The organism is Streptomyces sp. NPDC056479, from assembly GCF_042795335.1.
Taxonomy (GTDB): domain Bacteria; phylum Actinomycetota; class Actinomycetes; order Streptomycetales; family Streptomycetaceae; genus Streptomyces.
The window spans coordinates 433,551-453,247 of record NZ_JBHTRZ010000001.1 but is presented as its reverse complement, the minus strand read 5'-3'; the positions used below and the strand labels follow the sequence as shown (position 1 = coordinate 453,247).

Here is a 19,697-nt window from a genome sequence, read left to right as displayed (position 1 = left end):
CAGAGTCCACTGTCCGGCGCCGGGGGATGTGGCCGGGAAACGCCACCTTCGGGGGAGGGTGACGTTTCCCGGCCACGCCGGCGCTCACAGATCCCGGGTGAACACCACCATGGGCCGGCCGGGACCGTCGTGGTCGGGCGCGACCCGCGCATCGAAGCCGAGGCTGCGATGGAAGGCCTGGGATCCCTCGTTGCCGACCGACGTGATCGCCCTGAGACGGACGGCCCCCTGGCGGCGGGCAACCATCGTGAACTCCCTGTAGAGGCGCCGCCCGAGACCGGCGCCGCGGCTGTCGTCCCTGGTGGCGATCAGATGGACGTATCCGATGTGGGCCGGGGTGACGAAGCCGAACAGATAGCCGCGGATGCCGTCCTCGGCACGGGCGATCAGACACGTCGAGCCGAACTCCCGTACCAGCACCGGCTGATGCAGCGCCCGCAGATCCCGCTCGCCCCAATAGCGGGCGTGGTCCTCCAGCACCTGGTGAAGATCCGTGACGGTGGCGGGGACGACTTCGACGGTCATGACCCGATCATGGCACGGCAGTTCTAGGGTCTGCGTTGCCACTCCTGCGCCAGGAGTTCGTACGAGCGCACCCGGTCCTCGTGGTCATGGGTGATGGTGGTGATCAGCAACTCGTCGGCGCCCGTGGCCTCCTGGAGCTGTTCGAGTTGCTCGGCGACGCGGCTCGGTGATCCCACGAACCGGGTGTCGAGGCGGTCCTGGACCAGCTCTCGGTCCTTGTCGTGCCAGGCGTGGGCGCGGGCCTCCTCGGGTGTGGGGTACTCGATGGCGCCCTCGGCGGTGCGGATGCTGCGGACCCACGGGGCGTAGCCGGTGGCCAGTTCACGGGCGGTCTCGTCGTCCTCGGCGACGACCACGTCGGCGGAGACGCTGACGTAGGGCTTGCCGAGGGAGTCGGAGGGCTGGAAGAAGGACCGGTATCCGTCCACCGCTTCCAGCACCGTGGCGGGACTGACGTGGTAGTTCGCCGCGAAGCGCAGACCCCGGGCGCCCGCCGTCTCGGCGCTCTGGCCGCCGCTGCTGCCCAGGATCCACACCTCGACGTCGGCGCCCTCGCCGGGCACGACGTGCGCCTCGACGCCCTCCGGGGTGCGGTAGGTGCCGGCCAGCAGGGCGAGGATGTCGTCGATCTGCTCGGCGTAGTCCTGCGGCTCGGCGTTCGGCAGCAGGAGCAGCTTGCGTTGCAGGGCGACGCGGGGTGAGCCGAGCAGGTGCTCGAAGGAGAAGCGGGGCGGGATGAGCAGCCCGTTGGGGGCGCGGCCGTCGACGACCGGCGTCGCCGTCGCGGTCGTCGCCTTCTCCCCCGGTGGGCGGCCGCCCGAGCGGCCGAGGCCCAGGTCGAGGCGGCCGGGGTGCAGGGCGTCGATCAGGCCGAACTCCTCGACCGTGGACAGCGCGGTCCGGTGCCCGAGCTGTACGGCCCCGGAGCCGAGGCGGATGGTGGAGGTGGCCGCGGCGGTCAGAGCCAGGACGACCGCGGGGGACGTACCCGCCACGCCGGGGTTGAGATGGTGTTCGGCGAACCAGTAGCGGGCGTAGCCGAGGCGTTCGGTCTGCCGGGCGAGATCGATGGAGTTCCGCAGGGCGTCCGCCGCCGTCGAGCCGGTGGAGATCGGTATCAGGTCCAGGACGCCGAGGGGGATGTCAGACATGGGCTCGCTCCTGCGCGGTCGGTGAGGCCGGAAGCACCGGGGCCCATGCGAAGGGCGGGTCCGGGATGTCCTTGCGCAGCACGGGTGCCACCGCCGACTGGAACAGCTCCAGCGAGTCGCGGTGCTGCGTGCCGGTTGGGCCGCCGGCATCCGCGGGCAGGTGGAGGACCGTGTGGCCGAACTGCTCGTGGTAGCGGTGCACCTTGTCGACGACCTGCTGCGGACTGCCGATCAGGGCGGAGCTGCGCTCGACGAAGTCCTCCAGGGTCTCGAACACGACGGGCAGTCCCGCCTGCCGGTAGAAGGCCAGGTTGGCCTCGAAGACCGGCCGGTACGCGGCCAGCGCCTGCTGGGAGGTCGGGGCCACGTGGATGCCCGCCGAGCCGGCCCCGATCGCGATGTCGGCCGGGTCGTGGCCGTAGTGCGCCCAGCGCTCGCGGTAGTGACGGATCAACTCGGCGTACGGCTCGATGGGATGGGTGACGTTGGCGGAGAACAGCGGGTCGCCGTAGCGGGCGGCCAGATCGACGGACTCCTTGCTGGTGGCGCTGCCGTGCCAGACCCGTATGGGCTGCTGGTACGGCCGCGGCCATACCTCGGCGTCCCTCAGCGGCGGGCGGAAGCGGGTCGCCGCGGTCACCTTGTCCTGCCGCCAGATCCGCCGGAAGACCTCGTAGCTCTCGGCGTTGCGGTCCCACTGGTCCTCGGGCGTGACCTGGAACAGCTCGCGCTGGGCCGCGCCGTTGCCCTTGCCGATGATCAGGTCGAGGCGGCCCTCGGAGAGGTGGTCGAGGGTGGCGTAGTCCTCGTAGGCACGCACCGGGTCGAGCAGACTGAGCGTCGTCACGGCCGTGAAGAGCCGTATCCGCCTCGTCAGAGCGGCGACATGGCTGAGGACGACCGTCGGGGACGAGGAGATGAACGGACGCTCGTGCCGCTCCCCCACGCCGAACCCGTCGAAGCCCAGCTCCTCGGCGAGCAGGGCGTTGTCGAGGACCTCGCGGAACCGCTCGTGCGTCGGCTTCAGGACCCCGGTCACCGGGTCCGGGCGATGCATGATCAGGGTGATGGCGAGGAACTTCACGACGCCGCCCGCTCGTCGCGGACCCGGGCGTCGTCGGGGTGGGCGAGCCCGAGGTGGTCACGCAGGGTCGCGCCCTCGTACTCGGTGCGGAACACGCCCTGTTCCTGGAGCAGCGGGACCACCTTGTCGGCGAACTCGTCGAGGCCGGTCGGGGTGATGTGCGGGACGAGGATGAAACCGTCACTGGCGTCGGCCTGCACGAAGTCGTTGATGGTCTGGGCGATGGTGGCCGGGGAGCCGACGAAGTTCTGCCGGTTGCCGGTGTTGATGACGAGGTCGCGGATGGACCACTTGTTGGCCTCGGCCAGCTCGCGCCACTCGCGTGCCGTGGCCAGCGGGTCCCGGTACATACGGACCTGGGCGCGGCCCTTGGAGATGTGATTGTCGCCGACGTCCGGGTCGACCTCGGGGAGAGGGCCCTCCGGGTCGTACGCCGAGAGGTCCCGGTTCCAGACGAACTCCAGGTGCTTGAGCGCGGTGGCCCCGCTGACCTGCTGGCGGCGCACCTCGCGGGCCAGCTCCTCGGCCTCGGCGTCGGTGTCGGCGAGGGCGAAGGTCGCGGCGGGCAGGATGAGCAACTGGTCGGGGCGGCGGCCGTACCTGCCCAGCCGGGACTTCACGTCGGTGTAGAAGGACCGGCCGCCCTCCAGGGTGCCGTACCGGCTGAAGATGGCGTCCGCCTCGGCGGCGGCGAACTCGCGGCCCTCTTCGGAGTCACCGGCCTGGAAGATGACGGGACGGCCCTGGGGCGAACGCGGGACGTTGAACTGCCCCTGGATGTCGAAGTGTTGTCCCGAGTGGACGAAGGCTCCCGCCTTGGCGTCCCGCAGGAACGTGCCGGTCTCCTGGTCGGCGAGGATCTCGTCGCCGCGCCAGGAGTCGAAGAGTTCGTTCGCCGTGGCGAGGAACTCCTTGGCGCGGGAGTAGCGCTCCTCCTGCGGCAGGAAGCCGCCGCGGCGGAAGTTCTCACCGGTGAAGGCGTCCCAGGAGGTGACGACGTTCCAGGCGGAGCGGCCGCCGGAGAGGTGGTCGAGGCCGGCGAACTGGCGGGCGACCTCGTAGGGCTCGTTGAAGGTGGAGTTGATGGTGCCGGTCAGCCCGAGGTGCTCGGTGACGGCGGCGAGCGCGGCGAGGATCGTGAAGGTGTCGGGGCGGCCGACGACGTCCAGGTCGTAGATCTGCCCGCCCTGTTCGCGGAGCCTGAGCCCCTCGGCGAGGAACAGGAAGTCGAACTTGGCCCGTTCGGCGGTCCGCGCGAAGTGGGCGAAGGAGCTGAACTCGATGTGGCTGCCGGCCCGCGGGTCGCTCCACACGGTCGTGTTGTTGACGCCGGGGAAATGGGCGGCCAGGTGGATCTGCTTCAGCGGCTTGGTCATGTCGGTGCGGTCCTTCCGGCTCAGGCGGCTGCATAGCGGTTGGCGGGGCGGTCCAGGCCCAGCAGGCCGCGCAGGGTGTCGGCCTCGTAGGCATGGCGGAAGACGCCGCGACGCTGGAGTTCGGGGACCAGTCCCCGGGTGATGGCCGGGAGGTCGTGGCCGGCGACGGCGGGGCGCAGCCGGAAGCCGGACAGTCCGGCGCCGTGCAACTCCTGCAGCAGGTCGGCCAGTTGGGAGGGAGTACCGGTGAAGATGAGGGCGTCACTCGGGTACGGCTGCCCGGCGAGCGCGTCGAGCCGTTCCCGGCGGGCGGTCGCGGCGGCCGGATCGTCGTCCAGGAAGACCACCAGGTCGCCGAAGACGTGCAGGGGTTCGGCCGCCCTCCCGGCCGCGCTCTGCTCGGCGCGGATCTGGGCGACGACGGCACGGGCCTCGTCGGCGTCGTACGGGGTGACGTAGCCGACGTCGGCGGCGCGGGCCACGAGCCGGTAGGGGACGGTGTCGTGGGCGAGGGCGGTGACGAGCGGCTGGCCCTGCGGCGGGCGGGGTGTGATGGACGGGCCCTTGACGCTGAAGTGGGCGCCCTCGAAGTCGATGTAGTGCAGCTTGTCGCGGTCGATGAAGCGCCCGGTCGCGGTGTCCCGGATCTCGGCGTCGTCCTCCCAGCTGTCCCAGAGGCGGCGCACCACCTCGACGTAGTCGGCGGCCTCGTCGAAGAGGTCGGTCACCGCCTCGCGGGCGGCCGGGCTGTCGTAGGCCTCGATGCGCGCGAGAGTGCGGCGGCCGAAGTGCGCGGCCTCGTTCGGGCGGGCGGTGATCTGCACGCGCAGGCCGGCGCGGCCGGTGCTGACGTAGTCGAGGGTGGCGATGGCCTTGGAGATGTGGAACGGCTCCGTGTGCGTGGACACCACCGTCGGCACCAGACCTATATGGCGGGTCAACGGGGCCACACGGGAGGCGATGAGGACGGCGTCGAGGCGGCCGCGTACCTGGTCGGTGCGCTGGTCCGGGTCCAGGAAGTGGGAGGACTGCGGGCCGAGGCCGTCCTCGATGGTCACGAAGTCGAGCAGGCCGCGCTCGGCCTCGGTGACCAGGTCGGCCCAGTAGGCGGCGGTGAACAGGTCCCGGGGGCGGGCCACCGGCTCGCGCCAGGAGGCGGGATGCCAGCCGGTGCCGTCCAGGGCGACGGCGAGGTGCAGGGAGGAAGAGGGTGCTGAGGACACGGGTCGGTGCCTTCCTGGAAGTCCGTACGAGAGCGCCGGCCCTCGCTCGAGCGGGGCACGGCGGGTGAGGGAACGTCAGGAGCAACAGAGCGCGGCGGACACGCGCTGGAGGTCGATGTGGGGCCGGGAGTGGAGGTGGACGGCGTGGAACAGGTACGTCACGTCCGCCGCCTCCGTCCCTCGCATCGCGCGCTTGGGCGCCTCGCACATCTCGTCGTGAGTCACAACGCCCCGGCCCGGGGCGCTGTTCCCGGTGTGCGTACCAGGCGGATGGACGAGCGGCGGCGGGCGGTGAAGCCGATCGACTCGTACAGACGGATCGCCGGGGCGTTGTCGGCGGCGGCATGCAGGAAAGGGGTCTCACCACGGTCGCGGACGCCGGCCGCGACCGCGCGCACCAGGCGGGTCGCGAGCTCCCGGCCACGATGGGCGGGGTCGGTGCAGACCGCGCTGATCTCGGTCCAGCCGGGCAGACGGAGGCTCCCCCAGCCTTCGGCCGGGGGACCCCCCATCTCGCTTCGCTCCCCGGCCAGGGCGATCAGCCGGCCCCGGTGCCGGATGCCGAGGCAGGTGCCCATGTGGATGGTCCTCGCGAGGAACGGTCGCGGTTTCGTGCGGGCGACGAGGTAGAGGATCTCGGGCACGTCGGCCGGTCCGAGGCGGACCGCTTCGGGGGCGCGCTCGGCGCGCAGGGCGGTGTCGACGAGTTGCACGCCCTCGCCGCCGCCGACGATCTCCCAGCCGTCCGGCACCCGGTCGAGAGGCTTGGCACGCACCACGGCGCCCGGCCCGACGAGGGTGTGCAGGTCGGCCCACGCGGCCGGGTCCGCCGGGTCGGCCAGCGCGGCGAAGGCGTAGACGTCGGCCGGGTAGCGGGCGGCTCGGCCGACGCGTTGGGCGATGGGGGCACCGCCCATGCCCTCGAGGCTGTGGGGGAGGGCGTGCGGGCCGTTCAAGGCGGCCCGGACGGCGTTGTCGAGGGGGTGCGGCTCGGCGGCGGACGGGGCTCCGCCCCCGTGGACGTCGGTCTGATGGGCCACGGAGGCGGAGTCCTTCCTTGGGTCAGCGTGCATGGCGGGCGGTCATGTGAAGGGCCGTCAGGAGTTGTCCAGGGGCAGCCCGGGCGGGTTGACCTCCGACTTGTCGACGGCCTCGCCCGAGAGGTTCCAGGCGGCGAGCCACTTGGCGTACTGGCCGTTGTCGATCAGGTGGTTGATCGCGTCGGCGAGGGGCTGGGCGAGGCCGCTGTCCTTCTTGGCGGTCGCGGCGATCAGGCCCTGGAGCGTCGCCCCGGCGCCGGAGAACTGGCCGGCGATCCTCGTCGGGGCGGGCGTGCTCTTCGTCTGGGTGACGTGGTAGGAGAGGTTGGGGCTGGGGCCGAAGTAGGCGTCGATCTTGCCGCTGTTGAGGGCCAGGTAGGTGCTGTTGTTGTCCTGGAAGTACTTGACGGTCAGCTTCTTGCCCTCCTTCTCCAGCTTGCCCTTCCACTCCAGCAGGATGCGCTCCTGGTTGGTTCCGGCGCCGACGGAGACGGTCTTGCCCGCGAGGGCCTGGTAGTCGCCGTCGAAGCTGAACTTCGAGTCCTTCAGCGCCTCGAAGGCGAGGTCGTCCTTGCGGTAGGAGGCGAACTCGTACTTCTGCTTGCGCTCCTCGGTGTCGGTGATGTTCGAGAAGCCGACGTTCACCTTGCCGCTGTCGATACCGACGAAGAGGTTCTCCCAGGTGAACCGTTTGACCTCGGGCTCAAGGCCGAGGACGGCCGCGACCAGCCGGGCGAGGTCGATCTCGGAGCCGGTGAGGGTCTTCTGGTCGCTGCCCACGAAACCCAGCGGCGGGGCGCCGGAGGGCAGGGTGCCGGAGCCGATGACCAGCTTGCCGCTCTTCTTGAGGGCGTCGGGCAGCTTCGCGCTGATGGACTTCACCTCGGACACCTTCAGGGCGGTCTCCTTGGCGGCGCCGTTGGAGAGCTGTCCGACGGTGACGGTCCCCGCGCTGTCGTTCGTCCTCGTGGCGGCGTCGCTGTCCCCACCGCAGGCGGCGAGCCCGGTGGCGAGGGTGGCGACGGCGGTCGCCGCGGTGATGCCGCGTATCAGGCTACGTCGGGAGATGTGGGTGGTGGGCATGGCCGTCCTTGGTGTTCGAGGAGGGTGGTGATGGTGGGGCGGTGACGCGTGGGGGGTGTTCGTGGGGAGCGGTGGGCTCAGAGGACCTTGCTGAGGAAGTCCCTGGTCCGCTCGTGGCGCGGCTTGTCGAGGACCTCGGAGGGCGGACCCTGCTCGACGATCCTGCCGCCGTCGATGAAGACGACCCGGTCGGCGATCTCGCGGGCGAAGCCGATCTCGTGGGTGACGATGACAAGGGTGGTGCCGCTGGTCGCCAAGTCCTTGATGACGGAGAGGACTTCGCCGACGAGCTCCGGGTCGAGGGCTGAGGTCGGCTCGTCGAAGAGGATGACGCCGGGGCGCAGGGCGAGGGCGCGGGCGATGGCCACGCGCTGCTGCTGGCCGCCCGACAACTGCCGTGGGTAGGCGGCGGCCTTGTCGGCGAGTCCGACCCGCCCGAGGAGGTCGCGGGCGAGTTCCAGTGCCGCGGTCTTGGCGAGCTTGCCGGTGGCCACCGGGGCGGCGGCCACGTTGTCGAGGACCGTCAGATGCGGGAAGAGGTTGAAGTTCTGGAAGACGAAGCCGATCCTGCTGCGCTGCGTCAGGATGGCCCGCTCGCTCAGCTCCTTCAACCGCTCGCCGTGCCTGCGTACGCCGATCAGCTCGCCGTTGAGGCTGACGTGGCCGATCTCGGGCTTCTCCAGGTGGTTGATGACCCTGAGCAGGGTGGACTTGCCCGAGCCGGAGGGGCCGATGATCACGGTGACCTCGCCCGGACGCACGGTCAGGTCGACGCCGTTCAGGACCCGGTGGGCGCCGTACCACTTGTGCACGTCGTGCACCTCCACGGTGGCGGGCGCGTTGTCGAGGGTCTCGGCGGTCATATGGCGGCCTCCCTGCGGATGCGTGCCCTCAGGCCGGTGAACCCGGTCCGCAGTTTCTGCAACGGGGTCGGCGGCAGGGAGCGCGTGGCGCCCCGGGCGTAGTACCGCTCGACGTAGAACTGGACGACGGACACGACGCTGGTGAGGATCAGGTACCAGACGGTGGCGACCATCAGCAGCGGCACGATGTCGCCGGGGTAGGTGGAGCCCATGGACTGCGCGGAGCCGAACAGGTCGAGCAGGGAGACGTAGAAGACCAGCGAGGTGCCCTTGATCAGGCCGATGAGCTGGTTGACATAGTTCGGGACGATGGAGCGCAGCGCCTGCGGGAACACGATCCTGCGGAACTGGTAGCCCTTCGGCAGGCCGAGTGCGGCGGACGCCTCGTGCTGGCCCTGGTCGACGGAGAGGATGCCGCCGCGGACGACCTCGGCGGCGTACGCGGACTCGTGCAGGCTGATGCCGACGACCGCGATGACCATGTCGGTGGCGAGCTTCGACTCGTCGAAGGAGAAGAAGGCGGGACCGAAGGGGATGCCGACGCTCAGCCTCTTGTACAGGGCGCTGAAGTTGTAGAGGAACAGCAGCACCACGATCAGCGGGACGGAGCGGAACGCCCAGACGTAGACCCAGCTGACCGCGCGCAGCACCGGGCTCTTCGACAGCCGGGCCAGCGCCAGCAGGATGCCGCCGAGGAGGCCCAACACCGCGCTGTAGGCGGTGACTTCGAGGGTGATGAGGAGTCCGTCGAGGATGGTGGGCCGCAGGAACCAGTAGCCGAAACGGTCCCACTGGTAGAAGGGGTTGGTCACCAGGCCGTTGACGAACTGGGCCGCCAGGACCAGGACCACCGCGGTGGCGATCCAGCGGCCGGGCCGCCGCAGCGGCAGCACGCGCTGGGCCGCGAGCTGTTCCGGCGGGGCTTCGGCGGGCGGCGGTGCCTCGGCGAGGGAGACGACGGCGCCTGGGGGTTCACTCATGGAGGGCTCCGGCAGGAGTCGGAAGTCCCCGGAACGCGGCGCAGGACGCGGCGACGACAGCCGCACTGCGGCTCGTCAGGACGCGGGAGGACGCACGGTCACCGGGGGGTGGGCGGACGAGAGCACACCGCCGGGGCGGTGTTCGTCAGGGAGTGCGGGGCAGCGGACGGGAGAGGTCAGCCGCGGCTGCGGGCACAGCCCGGTGCGGTACACAGTGCGCTGTTGACGCGGAGCAGATCGACGGCCCGGTCGGCGACGAACAGGGTCGCGTACGCCAGGGCGCGGCTCAGGGGGCGGCGTGCGGCCGTCCTGGGAGCTGCGTCCATGGCGTCACTCACTCTTCCGGCCCCTGTGGGGCCTTCGCGCTTACCGAAGTCATCCGGTCCGGTCGTCACCTGGGGCACCCCACCGCGATGCGAGGGTTGCCGGTCAGCGAGCCAGGGCTTGTCGCTGACGCTCATGACCGTTCTGGGCCGTAAGTAAGACAGTTGCCCGGACGGATGTCAACGCCGGTCCACGGTGCGGACGGGCTCATGGCCGCTCGACCTGCACTCGAGCCCCGGCCCCGGCCGCCGCGTGGGCCGCCCAGTCCAGGATCTGGACGGCCGCGCCGGCGTCCTCCAGGCCCTGGCAACGGGCGTGGTGGCGGCGGGAGATGGCGTCCAGGTCGAGATGCGCGCCGAAGGCCGGGTGCGCGGTGAGCCGGCGGGCGTAGGCCCACACAGTGGCGTGCGCGGCGACGCGCTGCACCGCGGCGGCGTCCAGGTGGTGTCGGTGCACGGTGTCGAGTTGGACGAGGGTGACCCACAACTCCACGTCTGCGGCGGTGATTTCATCGCGGATCAGAAACTCACGCCCGTCCAGCCACCGGTCCAGCGCGCCCAGCGCCCGCAGCAGTGTCCCGAGCGCCTCGTCCCGCTCCGCCCGCTCGGCGCCGGCCGCTCCCGCGCCCTGCGCGGCGTCCTCGATGTCCTGCGCGCACATCCGCTCGACGGCCTCGATCTCGGACTCCGCGCCGCACGGGTACAGCTCCAAGCGACAGCCGCCGAACCGCCGGGCGAGGTCGCGGGTGATGTCGGGGGTGTGCGTGCTCACGATGCGTCCGGACCAGTCGTCGCTGAGGACCGGCGCGAGGGCCGGTCCGGCGTACCGGTGGGCGCTGGCGTCGTACAGCGGACGCAGCACGGCGTGGCCGCCGTCGGGGCAGTCGGGGATCGCGGGCAGGAACGTCGTCGGGCAGATGTCGTCGAGGCCCAGCAGGCTGTGGGCGACGGCGATGCGCAGGCCGTCCGGACAGGCGGTCGTCAGGTGGAGGCGGTAGCGGCGCGGCACGGCGTAGTGGCCGCTGCGGGCGTCCCGGCCGATCCGGCCCCGGAACGCCGGAGCGGTCGGTGCGGACGGGTGGGCGGCCAGCGGTGTGACGGACATGACTCTCCCCGGGGCAGGCGTGTGGACGTACGCGTACGGAAGCGACGTGGGGGGCTCGGCTCAGGGGGTCAGATCGCGCTGCAGACGCGGAGCAGATCGATGTGACGGCGGGACGTGAGAAGGGGCGTACGGCTCACTCGACCGGTGACCGACTCAAGACGCCCCATGCTTCCCTACCAATTCACTAGGAAACTTGATGAGAGTGTCGGTCCGTACGCGGCCCACGTCAAGACGGCGTCCGCGGATTGAGCGGCGTCCGGCCCTTCGTACAATTTGATCCCGAACGAAACCCTCCGGGGCCGAGCTCCGGGGACGAACTCCGGCGAGAAGGAGTGAGCCCATGCCCGGGCAACGATCGATCACCGCGGCCGAGAAGCTGGCCGAGGCCAAGCTCGGCGGTATCCCGCTGCACCGGGAGCAGATGGCCGTGGTCGCCAACATCTACCGCGCGGCCTCGACGGTCCGGCAGCACCTGGAGAACTCCGTGCTGCGCGGGGCCGACCTGACCTGGACGGCCTTCGTGGTGCTCTGGGTCGTCTGGGTGTGGGGCGAGTCGGAGACCCGGCATGTCGCGGAGGAGGCCGGCATCTCCAAGGGGACACTCACCGGCGTGTCACGGACGCTGGAGGGGCGGGGGCTGCTGAAGCGGACCGGGCACCCCAGCGACGGCAGGCTGGTGCTGCTCAGTCTGACCGAGGAGGGCGAGGAGTTGATGCGGCGGCTGTTCCCGGCGTTCAACGACGAGGAGGCCTTCGTCGCCGGGCAGCTGAGCGAGGAGGAGTGCCGGAGCGTCGCGGACGGGCTGCGCCGGGTGGTGCTCCAGGTCGAGGAGCAGGGTGAGGAGCGCCGGCTCGCCCTCCTCGACGGGGCAGAGCCGGCGCCTCGGCGCAGCGGGCGTCGGCCGAAGGCGTGAGCCGCGCCCGTCCGGTCAGCGGCGTTCGCGGGCGGCCCGTACCAGGGCGTCGAAGAGGCCCTGCTGTGCCGGATCCCGGTGCGCGGTGTCCTCGGGGTGCCACTGCACGGCCGTGAACCATCCCTTCGCGCCCGGGAGTTCGAGCCCTTCCACGGTCCCGTCGGCGGCGCGCGCGGTGACCGTGAGTCCTTCGCCGAGGCGGTCCACCCGTTGGTGGTGGAAGCAGGAGGCCTCGGCCTTCTCGGCTCCGGTGGCCTGTTCCAGCAGCGTGCCGGGCCGGATCGGCACCGGGTGCACGAGGTGCCGGTGTTCGCGTTCGGGGCCGCCCATGTCCTGCTCCAGTGTGCCGCCGAGCGCGACGTTCACGACCTGCATGCCCCGGCAGATGGCCAGCAAGGGCATGCCCAAGTCCAGTGCACACCACGCGACTTCGAGGTCGAAGGTGTCCTGGAGGTCGTCGACGTCGTAGACGCTGTCGTGGACACCGTCGGCGCCGTAGCGGTGCGGGGCGAGGTCACCGCCGCCGGGGAGCAGGACGCCGTCGAATCGGGCGAGGCGTCCGGCGACCTCCCCGGAGGCGGGGTGGATGCCCGCCGGTTCACCGCCCGCTCGCCACACCGCCTCGATCAGGGCACGCGCGCTCACCTCGGCGGCGTAGCGCAGTGCCGAGGTGGTGGCGGAGAAGCGGGCGGGTACGGCGATGAGAGGGCGGGTCACAGCTGGATCCAGGTGGTCTTGAGTTCGGTGTACTTCTCCAGGGCGTGCGCCGACTTGTCGCGGCCGTTCCCGGACTGCTTCATGCCGCCGAAGGGGACGGTCAGGTCGCCCTCCTCGTAGCAGTTGACCCAGACGGTGCCGGCCTTGAGCGCGCGGGAGACGCGGTGGGCCGTGGAGAGGTCGGAGGTCCACAGGCCGGCGGCGAGGCCGTACTCGGTCGCGTTGGCCAGCCGTACCGCCTCGTCCAGGTCGTCGAAGGCCAGGACGGACAGGACGGGGCCGAAGATCTCCTCGCGGGCCAGCCGCGCGCCCGGGTCGACCCGGTCGAAGACGGTCGGCGCCAGGTACGTGCCGCCCGACTCGGCGTTCACGCGCTCGCCGCCGGTACGCAGCCGGGCGCCCTCGTCGCGCCCGGTGCCTATGTGGTCGAGGACGCGGCCGAGGTGGGCCTCGCCGACCAGGGCGCCCATCTCGGTGGCCGGGTCGAGGGGGTCACCGACGCGCAGTTCGCGGGCCCGGCGGACGACGGCCTCGGTGACCTGTTCGGCGACTGAGGAGTGCACGAGAAGCCGGGACGGGGCCGTGCACATCTCGCCCTGGTTGAAGAAGATCCCCCAGGCCGCGGTGGCGGCGGCCTGCTCCAGGTCGGGGGCGTCGGGGAGGACGATGTTCGGTGACTTGCCGCCGAGTTCGAGCCAGACGCGCTTGAGGTTGGAGTCGGCCGCATAGTGCAGGAAGTGCCGGCCGACGGCGGTCGAGCCCGTGAAGGCCAGGACGTCGACGTCGGGGTGGAGCCCGAGGGCGCGTCCGGCGACCGGCCCGTAGCCGTTCACCACGTTGAGCACACCGGGCGGCAGACCGGCCTCGGTGGCCAGGCGGCCGAGGAGCAGGGCGGACAGCGGGGAGTTCTCGGACGGCTTCAGTACGACCGTGCAGCCGGCCGCGAGCGCCGGGGCGACCTTCCAACTCGCCAGCGTCAGGGGGAAGTTCCAGGGGACGACCGCGCCTACGACACCGGCCGGTTCGCGGGTGACCAGGGCGAGCGCGTCGGGGGCGGTGTGCGGGGACTCGTCGGTGAGCTTGTCGGCGAGTTGGCCGTACCAGCGGAAGGTGGTGATGGCGGCGCGCAGTTCGATGTCGTACGCGTCCGTGATCGGCTTGCCCATCTCCAGGCTGACGGTCAGCGCCAGTTCCGCGCGCCGTTCCTCCAGCAGGTCGGCGATCCGCAGCAGCGCGCGGCCGCGTTCCGCGGGTGCAAGGCGGGGCCACGGCCCGGCGTCGAAGGCGCGGCGGGCGGCGGCGACGGCCGCGTCCACCTCGGCGGCGCCCGCGTCGGCGACCTGCGTCAGGGTCTGGCCGTCCCGGGGCGAGACGGCCGCGAAGGCTCCTCCCCCGCCCGGCTCGTCGGCGCCGTCGATGTGATGGGCGCCGGACGGCTCCAGGGACTTGGCGCGACGCAGCCACTCCTCGTGGGGGGCGTCCAGCATGCGGGGACCTCCAGGTAACGTTTGGTCTCAAACAATAAGGTCGGAAGGGTGTCGGGAAGAGGCCGGGAAGAGGCAGCCACCCGCCATCCCGCCCGAATGACAGCTCGGACCGGATGGCGGGCAGGCGCTACCGACGTGCCGAGCGCGTCAGCCGGCCGACGACGATGCCCAGCACCAGTACGGCCGGGACCGTCAGCTGAAGCCACAGGGCGGTGGTCCGGTCGCCGCCGATGAGGGTCGTGAAGTTCTCCACGATCAGCCAGATGGCGCCCGCGATGCCGACGGCTCCCAGCACGGGGGCGATCAGCGTGTTCCACGGCCGCGTGTCGAGGCGCTCACGCCGGAAGAAGGCAACGACCGAGACCGAGGTCAGGAAGTACAGGAGCATGATCGCCAGTACGGCGATGCCGCTCCCCCACGAGAACAGGGTGAGCACCGGGTCCTTGCCGGCGAGCGCGAACGGGATCACCAGCAGGACGGCGATCAAGGTCTGCACGAAGCCCGCGACACCGGGTGAGTGCCGGCGGTTGACCGACGACAGTCCGCGCGGCAGGAGGCCTTCGCGGCTGAGCGAGAACAGGTAGCGGTTGGCCGAGTTGTGGAAGGCGAGGATGCCGGCGAAGAGCGAGGTGGCCAGCAGGATGGGCAGTACGTCGTTGACCCAGGTGCCGAACTCGGCGGCGATCGGCGCGAAGACGAACGCCGTCGAGTCGCCGCCCTCCAGCGCCTGCCCCGCGGCCGCGGCCGCCTTCGAGGCGCCGTAGGAGGAGATCAGCATCCAGGAGGCGAAGGCGAAGAAGCCGGTGACGAGGGCGACGGCCAGGTAGGTGGCCCGGGGGACGGTCCTTCTCGGTTCGCGCGCTTCCTCGCCGTAGATCGCCGTGGCCTCGAAGCCGATCATCGACGCCACGGCGAACATCAGCGCCACACCCGGCGCCCCGTCCAGGGCCGCACCCGGCGAGAAGGTGTCCGCGAAGCCGAGCCCCTCAGGCCCGCCGCCCTTGGCGAAGGTGACGACCGCGAAGACGCACAGGATGCTGAACTCTGCCAGCACGAACACGGCCAGCACCTTCGCGCCCATCTCGATGCCCAGGGCGCCGAGGATCTGCACGATCGCCATGGTGATCAGGGCACACGCCCACCAGGGCACGTCCACGCCGGCGTAGTGCGCGAGCAGGCCGTTGACGGTGGCGCCGTACAGGCCGTACATGGCGGCCTGGATCGCGCAGTACGCGAAGAGGGCGATGCCCGCGCTGCCGTTGCCGAGGTTCCGGCCGAGCCCTTTGCCGATGTAGCGGTAGAAGGCTCCGGCGTCCACCACGTGCCGGCCCATGGCGACGAAGCCGACCGAGAACAGCAGGACGATCAGGCCGGCCGCGAGATAGGCGGCGGGGGCCCCGGCACCGTTGCCGATGGCCACGGCGATGGGGACGGCGCCCGCGATGCCGGTGAGCGGCGCCTGGGCGGAGAGGACGAAGAAGAGGATGCCCAGTACGCCCAGGGAGTTGGGCTTGAGCTTGCCTGCGGTGGAGGCGTCGGGCGCGTTCTCGTTCAGGACCGCCGTCTGACTGTCCACTCGGATCACCTGCCAGGGAGAGGAGGATTTCATTTCAGGCCAAACGAGTTGCCTCATGGTGGGCTGGAACTATCCGTTTGGCAAGGGGCGACGGCAGGAATGTGTGCGGCAATGAACCGGGACTTGGTGGGGCAACGTACAACGCCCCCGGGCCACAGGTGCCCGGGGTACCGAAAAGAGCTGGTCAGCCCTTGTTCTCCGGGGTGTCCTCGACGTCGGTCACCGGGGCGTCGTCCCCGTCGGCCGCCAGCAGCCGGAGCAGGCCTCGCAGCTCCTCGATCGCGGCGTCGGTGGTCTCGGGCTCGCCGAAGACGAGCTGGTGCAGCACGAGCCCGTCCAGAGCGGCGAAGATCAGCCGGGTCAGCGGGCGACCGGAGCCCCCGGGCAGCATGCGGGACAGCTCGCGCTCGGTGGCGTCGAAGTAGTCGTCGTACAGGGCGCGGATCTGCGGGAGCAGCTCGGGGCGGCGCCGGGCCTCCAGCAGCAGCTCGTACTGGAAGGCCTGGATGTCCGGATCGGCCGTGACCATGTCGGAGACGCCGACCGAGAAGTCGTCGACCTTGCCGGTGCCCGGTTCGAGCGCGCTGGTGCTGAGCGAGGTGCGGATCGCGTGGGCGAGGGCCTCCTCGATCAGTGCGTCGCGCGAGCCGAAGTGGTGGACGACCAGTCCGTGCGTGGTGCCCGCCTCCTGCGCGACCGCCCGGTAGGTGAGCTTGCGCAGGCCGCCTCGCGCCACGACCCGCACGGCGGCATTGAGCAGGGCCTCACGGCCCTCGCCGTAGTTCATGCGCCGGCGCGGCTTGCGGACCTCGGGGCCCTTGCCTTCCTCGGGCCCTTCGGCGGATGCGGTCATGTTCGCGACCTTACCCGCCGCCTCGGACACCGCCGTATGCCTGGTCACCGCGGTGCGACTGGACACCGCCGTACCCCTGGTCACCGCTGTGCGCCTCGTCACCGCCGCGGCGGCCGGATGCCGCGGAACTCCCAGTCACCGCCGAGCGCGGTGGACAGCACCTCCTCGGACTCGGTCGGCTGGGCGCCCACGTCCGCACGGACGGGGGTCGGGCCGGTCACGATGTGGTTGGTGAGCCGCCCGAGTCCCTCGACCTCGACCTCGACGACGTCGCCCGGCTGGACGGGGCGGGAGTTGGCCGGGGTGCCGGACAGGAGCACATCGCCCGGGTGGAGGGTGATCGTGCGGGCGATGTCGGCGACGAGATAGTGCATGTCCCACTTCATCTCGTCGGTCGAACCGTCCTGCACCACCTCCCCGTTGACGTACGTCCGCAGCCGCTTGCCGTGGAAGTCCCAGTCGGTGACCAGGCCCGGGCCGAGGGGGCACAGGGTGTCCGACCCCTTCACCCGCAGCATGGAACCGGCGTCGGTGTCGCGGAAGTCGTGCAGCCCGTAGTCATTGGCGATGGTGTAGCCGGCGATGTACTCCCCCGCCTCGGCCTGGGAGATGTTCCGCGCGGTCCGCCCGATGACGATGGCGACCTCGCCCTCGTAGTTGAGCCACTTGCAGCCCTCGGGGCGGACGATGGCGCCCTTGTGGGAGTTGAGGGAGGAGGTCGGCTTGTGGAAGTAGGTGGGCGTGTCCGGCAGGTCGATCCGGAACTCGTCGACCCGGCTGCGGTGGTTGAGGTGGACGGCGATCACCTTGGAGGGGACGACCGGGGGCAGATGCTGGGCGTCCTCGATCTTGACGCGGCGGCCGTCCCCGGCGACGAGTTCGTCCCCGTCGACGGTGACCTGGATGGTGGCGCCGTCGAGGAGGATGCGGCGGTATTCGGGCATGAGGGCTCCTGGAAACGACTAGGTACGGCTGTGCGGGGTGCGTGGGGTGCGCGGGGAGGGAGTGGTGGGCAGGCCGGTGCCGGTCCAGCCGTCGGTGGGCCGGTCGAACCACAGATGCACCTGCCCGGTGCCGATGGAGTTCTCGTACTCGCCGTACTGACGGGCCTCGGCGACGCAGGCCTGCTCGCCGAGGGCGCCGGCCATCATCAGGTAGTGGAAGAACTTCGCCTCGGGCTTGTACTTCCAGAACTCGTCCATGGTGTCGAGGACCTTGTCGTGACGGCCGTCCTTGAACCAGCCGATGCGCTCCTGGTCGGCCTCGCGGGCCTCGGGCGTGAAGATGTGCACCGGGTCGCTGGACTCGTGGTCGCGCAGTTCGCGCAGCGGCCAGAAGGTGTGGGAGAGCGCCCCGGAGGCGATGAGCAGGACGCGTCGCCCCGGTGTGGCGGCGATACCGTCGGCCAGCGCCCGCCCGAGCCGCAGATGGTCCTCCATGTCACCGGTCTGACAGACCCCGATGGTCACCCACCGCTTGTCCGGCAGCCCCTCCCCCAGGAACTTCCAGAGGTTGATGGTGGCGTAGTAGATCGGCAGGTACTCGTCCTCGATCGCGGTGATCCAGGTGCCGTGCTTGTCCGCGAACTTCTCGACGTTGCGGGCGAGTTCGGGATCGCCCGGGAAGTCGTACGGCATCCGGCACATCCCGCGCGGCAGCTCCTCGGAGGTGAACAGGCCGGCGCGGCGCTGCTGGGCGGTGACGACGAACTCGACGGTGGTGGCCCAGTGGGAGTCGAGGACGACGACCGTGTCGTAGTCGTCCCGCTCGAAGACCTCCTTGCGGAGCTGCTGGAGCCCGGTGACAAGGGTGATCTCCCTGCCCTCGTTCAGCTCCAGCCGGTCCTCCTCCGGCAGCACGATGGTGGGGACATGGGCGAGCAGCCCGGCCCCGACGATCTCACCCATGGTTCTGGTTCCATCCCTTCGGGGCGGTCACGGTGTTCTTCAGGTCGCAGTAGAAGTCGAAGCTCCAGGTGCCGCCCTCGCGCCCGACGCCGGAGAGGCGGGAGCCGCCGAAGGGGGCCTGGAGGTCGCGGACGAAGAAGCAGTTGACCCAGACGGTGCCCGCCACCAGTCGTGCGGTGACGCGTTCGGCGCACTCCGGGTCGCCCGTGGCGACGGTGGCGGCCAGTCCGAAACTGGTGTCGTTGGCGAGGCGTACGGCCTCGTCCTCGTCGGCGAAGGTCTGGAGGGTCAGGACGGGCCCGAAGACCTCCTCCTGCACGATCTCCGAGTCCTGGGCGACGTCGGTGAGCAGGGTCGGTGCGTAGTACTGCCCGTCCTTGCGCTGCCCGCCGATGACCGCACGGGCGCCGGCCGCGACCGCCCGCTGCACGAAGCCGTCGATCTTCTCCAGCTGGCGGGGGTGGATGTTCGGCCCGATGTCGGTGGCCTCGTCCCGCGGATCGCCCTGCTTGAGCGCCGTGACCTTCTCCACGAACCGGCGCGTGAACTCCTCGACGACCGTCTCCTCGACGAGCAGACGCGTCCCGGCGAGACACACCTGCCCGGCGTTGTCGTACTGCTCCACGGCGAGGTCGACGGCGAGATCGAGATCGGCGTCGGCGAACACCAACAGCGGTGACTTGCCGCCGAGTTCGAGGCTGAGCGGGGTCAGGTTCGCGGCGGCGGCCGCGGCGATCCGCCGGGCCGTCGGCACGGAACCCGTGAAGCTGATCCGGCGCACGTCCGGATGCGAGGTGAGGGCGTCCCCGATCTCGGAGCCGTACCCCTGGACGACGTTGAGGACCCCGGCGGGCAGCCCGGCCTCGGCCGCGATGTCGGCGAGGAGGGAGGCGGTGAGCGGGGACCACTCGGCGGGCTTGAGGACGACGGTGTCACCGGCCGCGAGCGCCGGGGCGACCTTCCAGGTGGCCAGCATCAGCGGGGCGTTCCACGGGGTGATGAGGACGCAGGGGCCGGCGGGGTCCCATGAGACGTGGTTGGTGTGCCCGCGCGTCTCGAAGTCCTCGTGGTCGAGCGTGAGCAACCAGTCCGCGAAGAACCGGAAGTTGTGCGCGACGCGAGGCATGACACCGCGACGGTGCGAGCGCAGAAGAGCCCCGTTGTCGGTGGTCTCGACGATGGCGAGCTCTTCGATCCGCTTCTCGACGCCGTCGGCGATGGCGTGCAGGATGCGGGCGCGTTCGGCGTGGGGGGTGGCGGCCCAGGCGGGGAAGGCCTCACGGGCGGCGGCGATGGCGGCTTCGGCTTCGGCGGGGCCGCCGCGGGCGATCTCGCCGAGGGCGCCGCCGTCGATGGGAGAGGTGTCGGTGAACGTGTCGCCGGAGGCGACACGCTTGCCGCCGATCCAGTGCCGGGTATCGACGGAGACACCGGCGACCGTGATTTTCTCAGACATGGGAAGGGCTCCATTCAAACGAAGGGAATCTGACC

The 19,697-nt window shown here is 70.9% G+C and carries 21 protein-coding genes and 1 riboswitch; of the genes, 1 reads left to right on the top strand and 20 read right to left on the bottom strand.

Going from position 1 to position 19,697, the window contains the following annotated elements; genetic code table 11:
* Positions 1–84: 84 nt before the first annotated feature.
* The 13 genes from ACFQ6S_RS02030 to ACFQ6S_RS01970 form a co-directional block, all read right to left on the bottom strand.
* Positions 85–525, bottom strand: a complete 441-nt coding sequence (locus ACFQ6S_RS02030) for a GNAT family N-acetyltransferase (protein ID WP_383402044.1) — start codon at positions 523–525, stop codon at positions 85–87.
* Between the two features lie 23 nt (positions 526–548).
* Positions 549–1,676 carry an LLM class flavin-dependent oxidoreductase gene (locus ACFQ6S_RS02025; RefSeq protein ID WP_383402041.1) on the bottom strand — a complete coding sequence of 376 codons (1,128 nt, stop codon included), beginning with the start codon at positions 1,674–1,676 and terminating at the stop codon, positions 549–551.
* Positions 1,669–2,760, bottom strand: coding sequence for an LLM class flavin-dependent oxidoreductase (locus tag ACFQ6S_RS02020; protein ID WP_383402039.1), 1,092 nt, complete (start codon positions 2,758–2,760; stop codon positions 1,669–1,671). Before ACFQ6S_RS02020 ends, ACFQ6S_RS02025 begins: the two co-directional genes overlap by 8 nt.
* A complete protein-coding gene (locus ACFQ6S_RS02015; protein WP_383402036.1) occupies positions 2,757–4,136 on the bottom strand; it encodes an NtaA/DmoA family FMN-dependent monooxygenase in 1,380 nt (459 codons plus the stop codon). Before ACFQ6S_RS02015 ends, ACFQ6S_RS02020 begins: the two co-directional genes overlap by 4 nt.
* Positions 4,137–4,156: 20 nt before the next feature.
* The gene (locus ACFQ6S_RS02010; protein ID WP_383402033.1) at positions 4,157–5,359 is read right to left on the bottom strand and encodes an LLM class flavin-dependent oxidoreductase; all 1,203 of its coding nucleotides are present in this window, start codon (positions 5,357–5,359) and stop codon (positions 4,157–4,159) included.
* Between the two features lie 75 nt (positions 5,360–5,434).
* Positions 5,435–5,584, bottom strand: a complete 150-nt coding sequence (locus ACFQ6S_RS02005) for a putative leader peptide (protein ID WP_383402030.1) — start codon at positions 5,582–5,584, stop codon at positions 5,435–5,437.
* Entirely contained in the window at positions 5,581–6,399 is an 819-nt protein-coding gene (locus ACFQ6S_RS02000; RefSeq protein WP_383402028.1) for a GNAT family N-acetyltransferase, read from the bottom strand. The genes ACFQ6S_RS02005 and ACFQ6S_RS02000 overlap by 4 nt, the downstream gene beginning before the upstream one ends.
* A gap of 57 nt (positions 6,400–6,456) precedes the next feature.
* Positions 6,457–7,482, bottom strand: a complete 1,026-nt coding sequence (locus ACFQ6S_RS01995) for a transporter substrate-binding domain-containing protein (RefSeq protein WP_383402025.1) — start codon at positions 7,480–7,482, stop codon at positions 6,457–6,459.
* A gap of 77 nt (positions 7,483–7,559) precedes the next feature.
* Positions 7,560–8,345 carry an amino acid ABC transporter ATP-binding protein gene (locus ACFQ6S_RS01990; protein ID WP_383402022.1) on the bottom strand — a complete coding sequence of 262 codons (786 nt, stop codon included), beginning with the start codon at positions 8,343–8,345 and terminating at the stop codon, positions 7,560–7,562.
* Entirely contained in the window at positions 8,342–9,325 is a 984-nt protein-coding gene (locus tag ACFQ6S_RS01985; RefSeq protein WP_383402019.1) for an amino acid ABC transporter permease, read from the bottom strand. The genes ACFQ6S_RS01990 and ACFQ6S_RS01985 overlap by 4 nt, the downstream gene beginning before the upstream one ends.
* Before the next feature lie 176 nt (positions 9,326–9,501).
* The gene (locus ACFQ6S_RS01980) at positions 9,502–9,651 is read right to left on the bottom strand and encodes a hypothetical protein (protein WP_383402016.1); all 150 of its coding nucleotides are present in this window, start codon (positions 9,649–9,651) and stop codon (positions 9,502–9,504) included.
* A gap of 31 nt (positions 9,652–9,682) precedes the next feature.
* Positions 9,683–9,790: riboswitch (SAM riboswitch) on the bottom strand.
* A gap of 66 nt (positions 9,791–9,856) precedes the next feature.
* Positions 9,857–10,753: a glutathione S-transferase C-terminal domain-containing protein gene (locus tag ACFQ6S_RS01975; protein ID WP_383402013.1), complete on the bottom strand. Its 897-nt coding sequence runs from the start codon at positions 10,751–10,753 to the stop codon at positions 9,857–9,859.
* A 68-nt stretch (positions 10,754–10,821) separates the two neighbouring features.
* Positions 10,822–10,920, bottom strand: coding sequence for a putative leader peptide (locus ACFQ6S_RS01970; RefSeq protein WP_315987497.1), 99 nt, complete (start codon positions 10,918–10,920; stop codon positions 10,822–10,824).
* A gap of 173 nt (positions 10,921–11,093) precedes the next feature.
* Here ACFQ6S_RS01970 and ACFQ6S_RS01965 point away from each other — a divergent pair, with 173 nt between their 5' ends.
* Positions 11,094–11,666 (top strand): MarR family winged helix-turn-helix transcriptional regulator, encoded by a 573-nt coding sequence (locus tag ACFQ6S_RS01965; protein ID WP_383402011.1) that lies wholly within the window; start codon positions 11,094–11,096, stop codon positions 11,664–11,666.
* A 15-nt stretch (positions 11,667–11,681) separates the two neighbouring features.
* On the opposite strand, the gene ACFQ6S_RS01960 is transcribed toward ACFQ6S_RS01965, so the two are convergent.
* From ACFQ6S_RS01960 to ACFQ6S_RS01930, 7 genes are all read right to left on the bottom strand, one after another.
* Positions 11,682–12,383: a gamma-glutamyl-gamma-aminobutyrate hydrolase family protein gene (locus tag ACFQ6S_RS01960; RefSeq protein ID WP_383402009.1), complete on the bottom strand. Its 702-nt coding sequence runs from the start codon at positions 12,381–12,383 to the stop codon at positions 11,682–11,684.
* A complete protein-coding gene (locus tag ACFQ6S_RS01955; protein ID WP_383402006.1) occupies positions 12,380–13,870 on the bottom strand; it encodes an aldehyde dehydrogenase in 1,491 nt (496 codons plus the stop codon). Before ACFQ6S_RS01955 ends, ACFQ6S_RS01960 begins: the two co-directional genes overlap by 4 nt.
* A gap of 127 nt (positions 13,871–13,997) precedes the next feature.
* A complete protein-coding gene (locus tag ACFQ6S_RS01950) occupies positions 13,998–15,446 on the bottom strand; it encodes an APC family permease (RefSeq protein ID WP_383402003.1) in 1,449 nt (482 codons plus the stop codon).
* Between the two features lie 184 nt (positions 15,447–15,630).
* Positions 15,631–16,299 carry a TetR/AcrR family transcriptional regulator gene (locus tag ACFQ6S_RS01945; RefSeq protein WP_383402000.1) on the bottom strand — a complete coding sequence of 223 codons (669 nt, stop codon included), beginning with the start codon at positions 16,297–16,299 and terminating at the stop codon, positions 15,631–15,633.
* 98 nt (positions 16,300–16,397) lie between these two features.
* Positions 16,398–17,243: a fumarylacetoacetate hydrolase family protein gene (locus ACFQ6S_RS01940; protein WP_383401997.1), complete on the bottom strand. Its 846-nt coding sequence runs from the start codon at positions 17,241–17,243 to the stop codon at positions 16,398–16,400.
* Between the two features lie 18 nt (positions 17,244–17,261).
* The gene (locus tag ACFQ6S_RS01935) at positions 17,262–18,206 is read right to left on the bottom strand and encodes a 3,4-dihydroxyphenylacetate 2,3-dioxygenase (RefSeq protein ID WP_383401994.1); all 945 of its coding nucleotides are present in this window, start codon (positions 18,204–18,206) and stop codon (positions 17,262–17,264) included.
* A complete protein-coding gene (locus tag ACFQ6S_RS01930) occupies positions 18,199–19,662 on the bottom strand; it encodes an aldehyde dehydrogenase (protein WP_383401991.1) in 1,464 nt (487 codons plus the stop codon). The genes ACFQ6S_RS01935 and ACFQ6S_RS01930 overlap by 8 nt, the downstream gene beginning before the upstream one ends.
* Between the last annotated feature and the right edge of the window lie 35 nt (positions 19,663–19,697).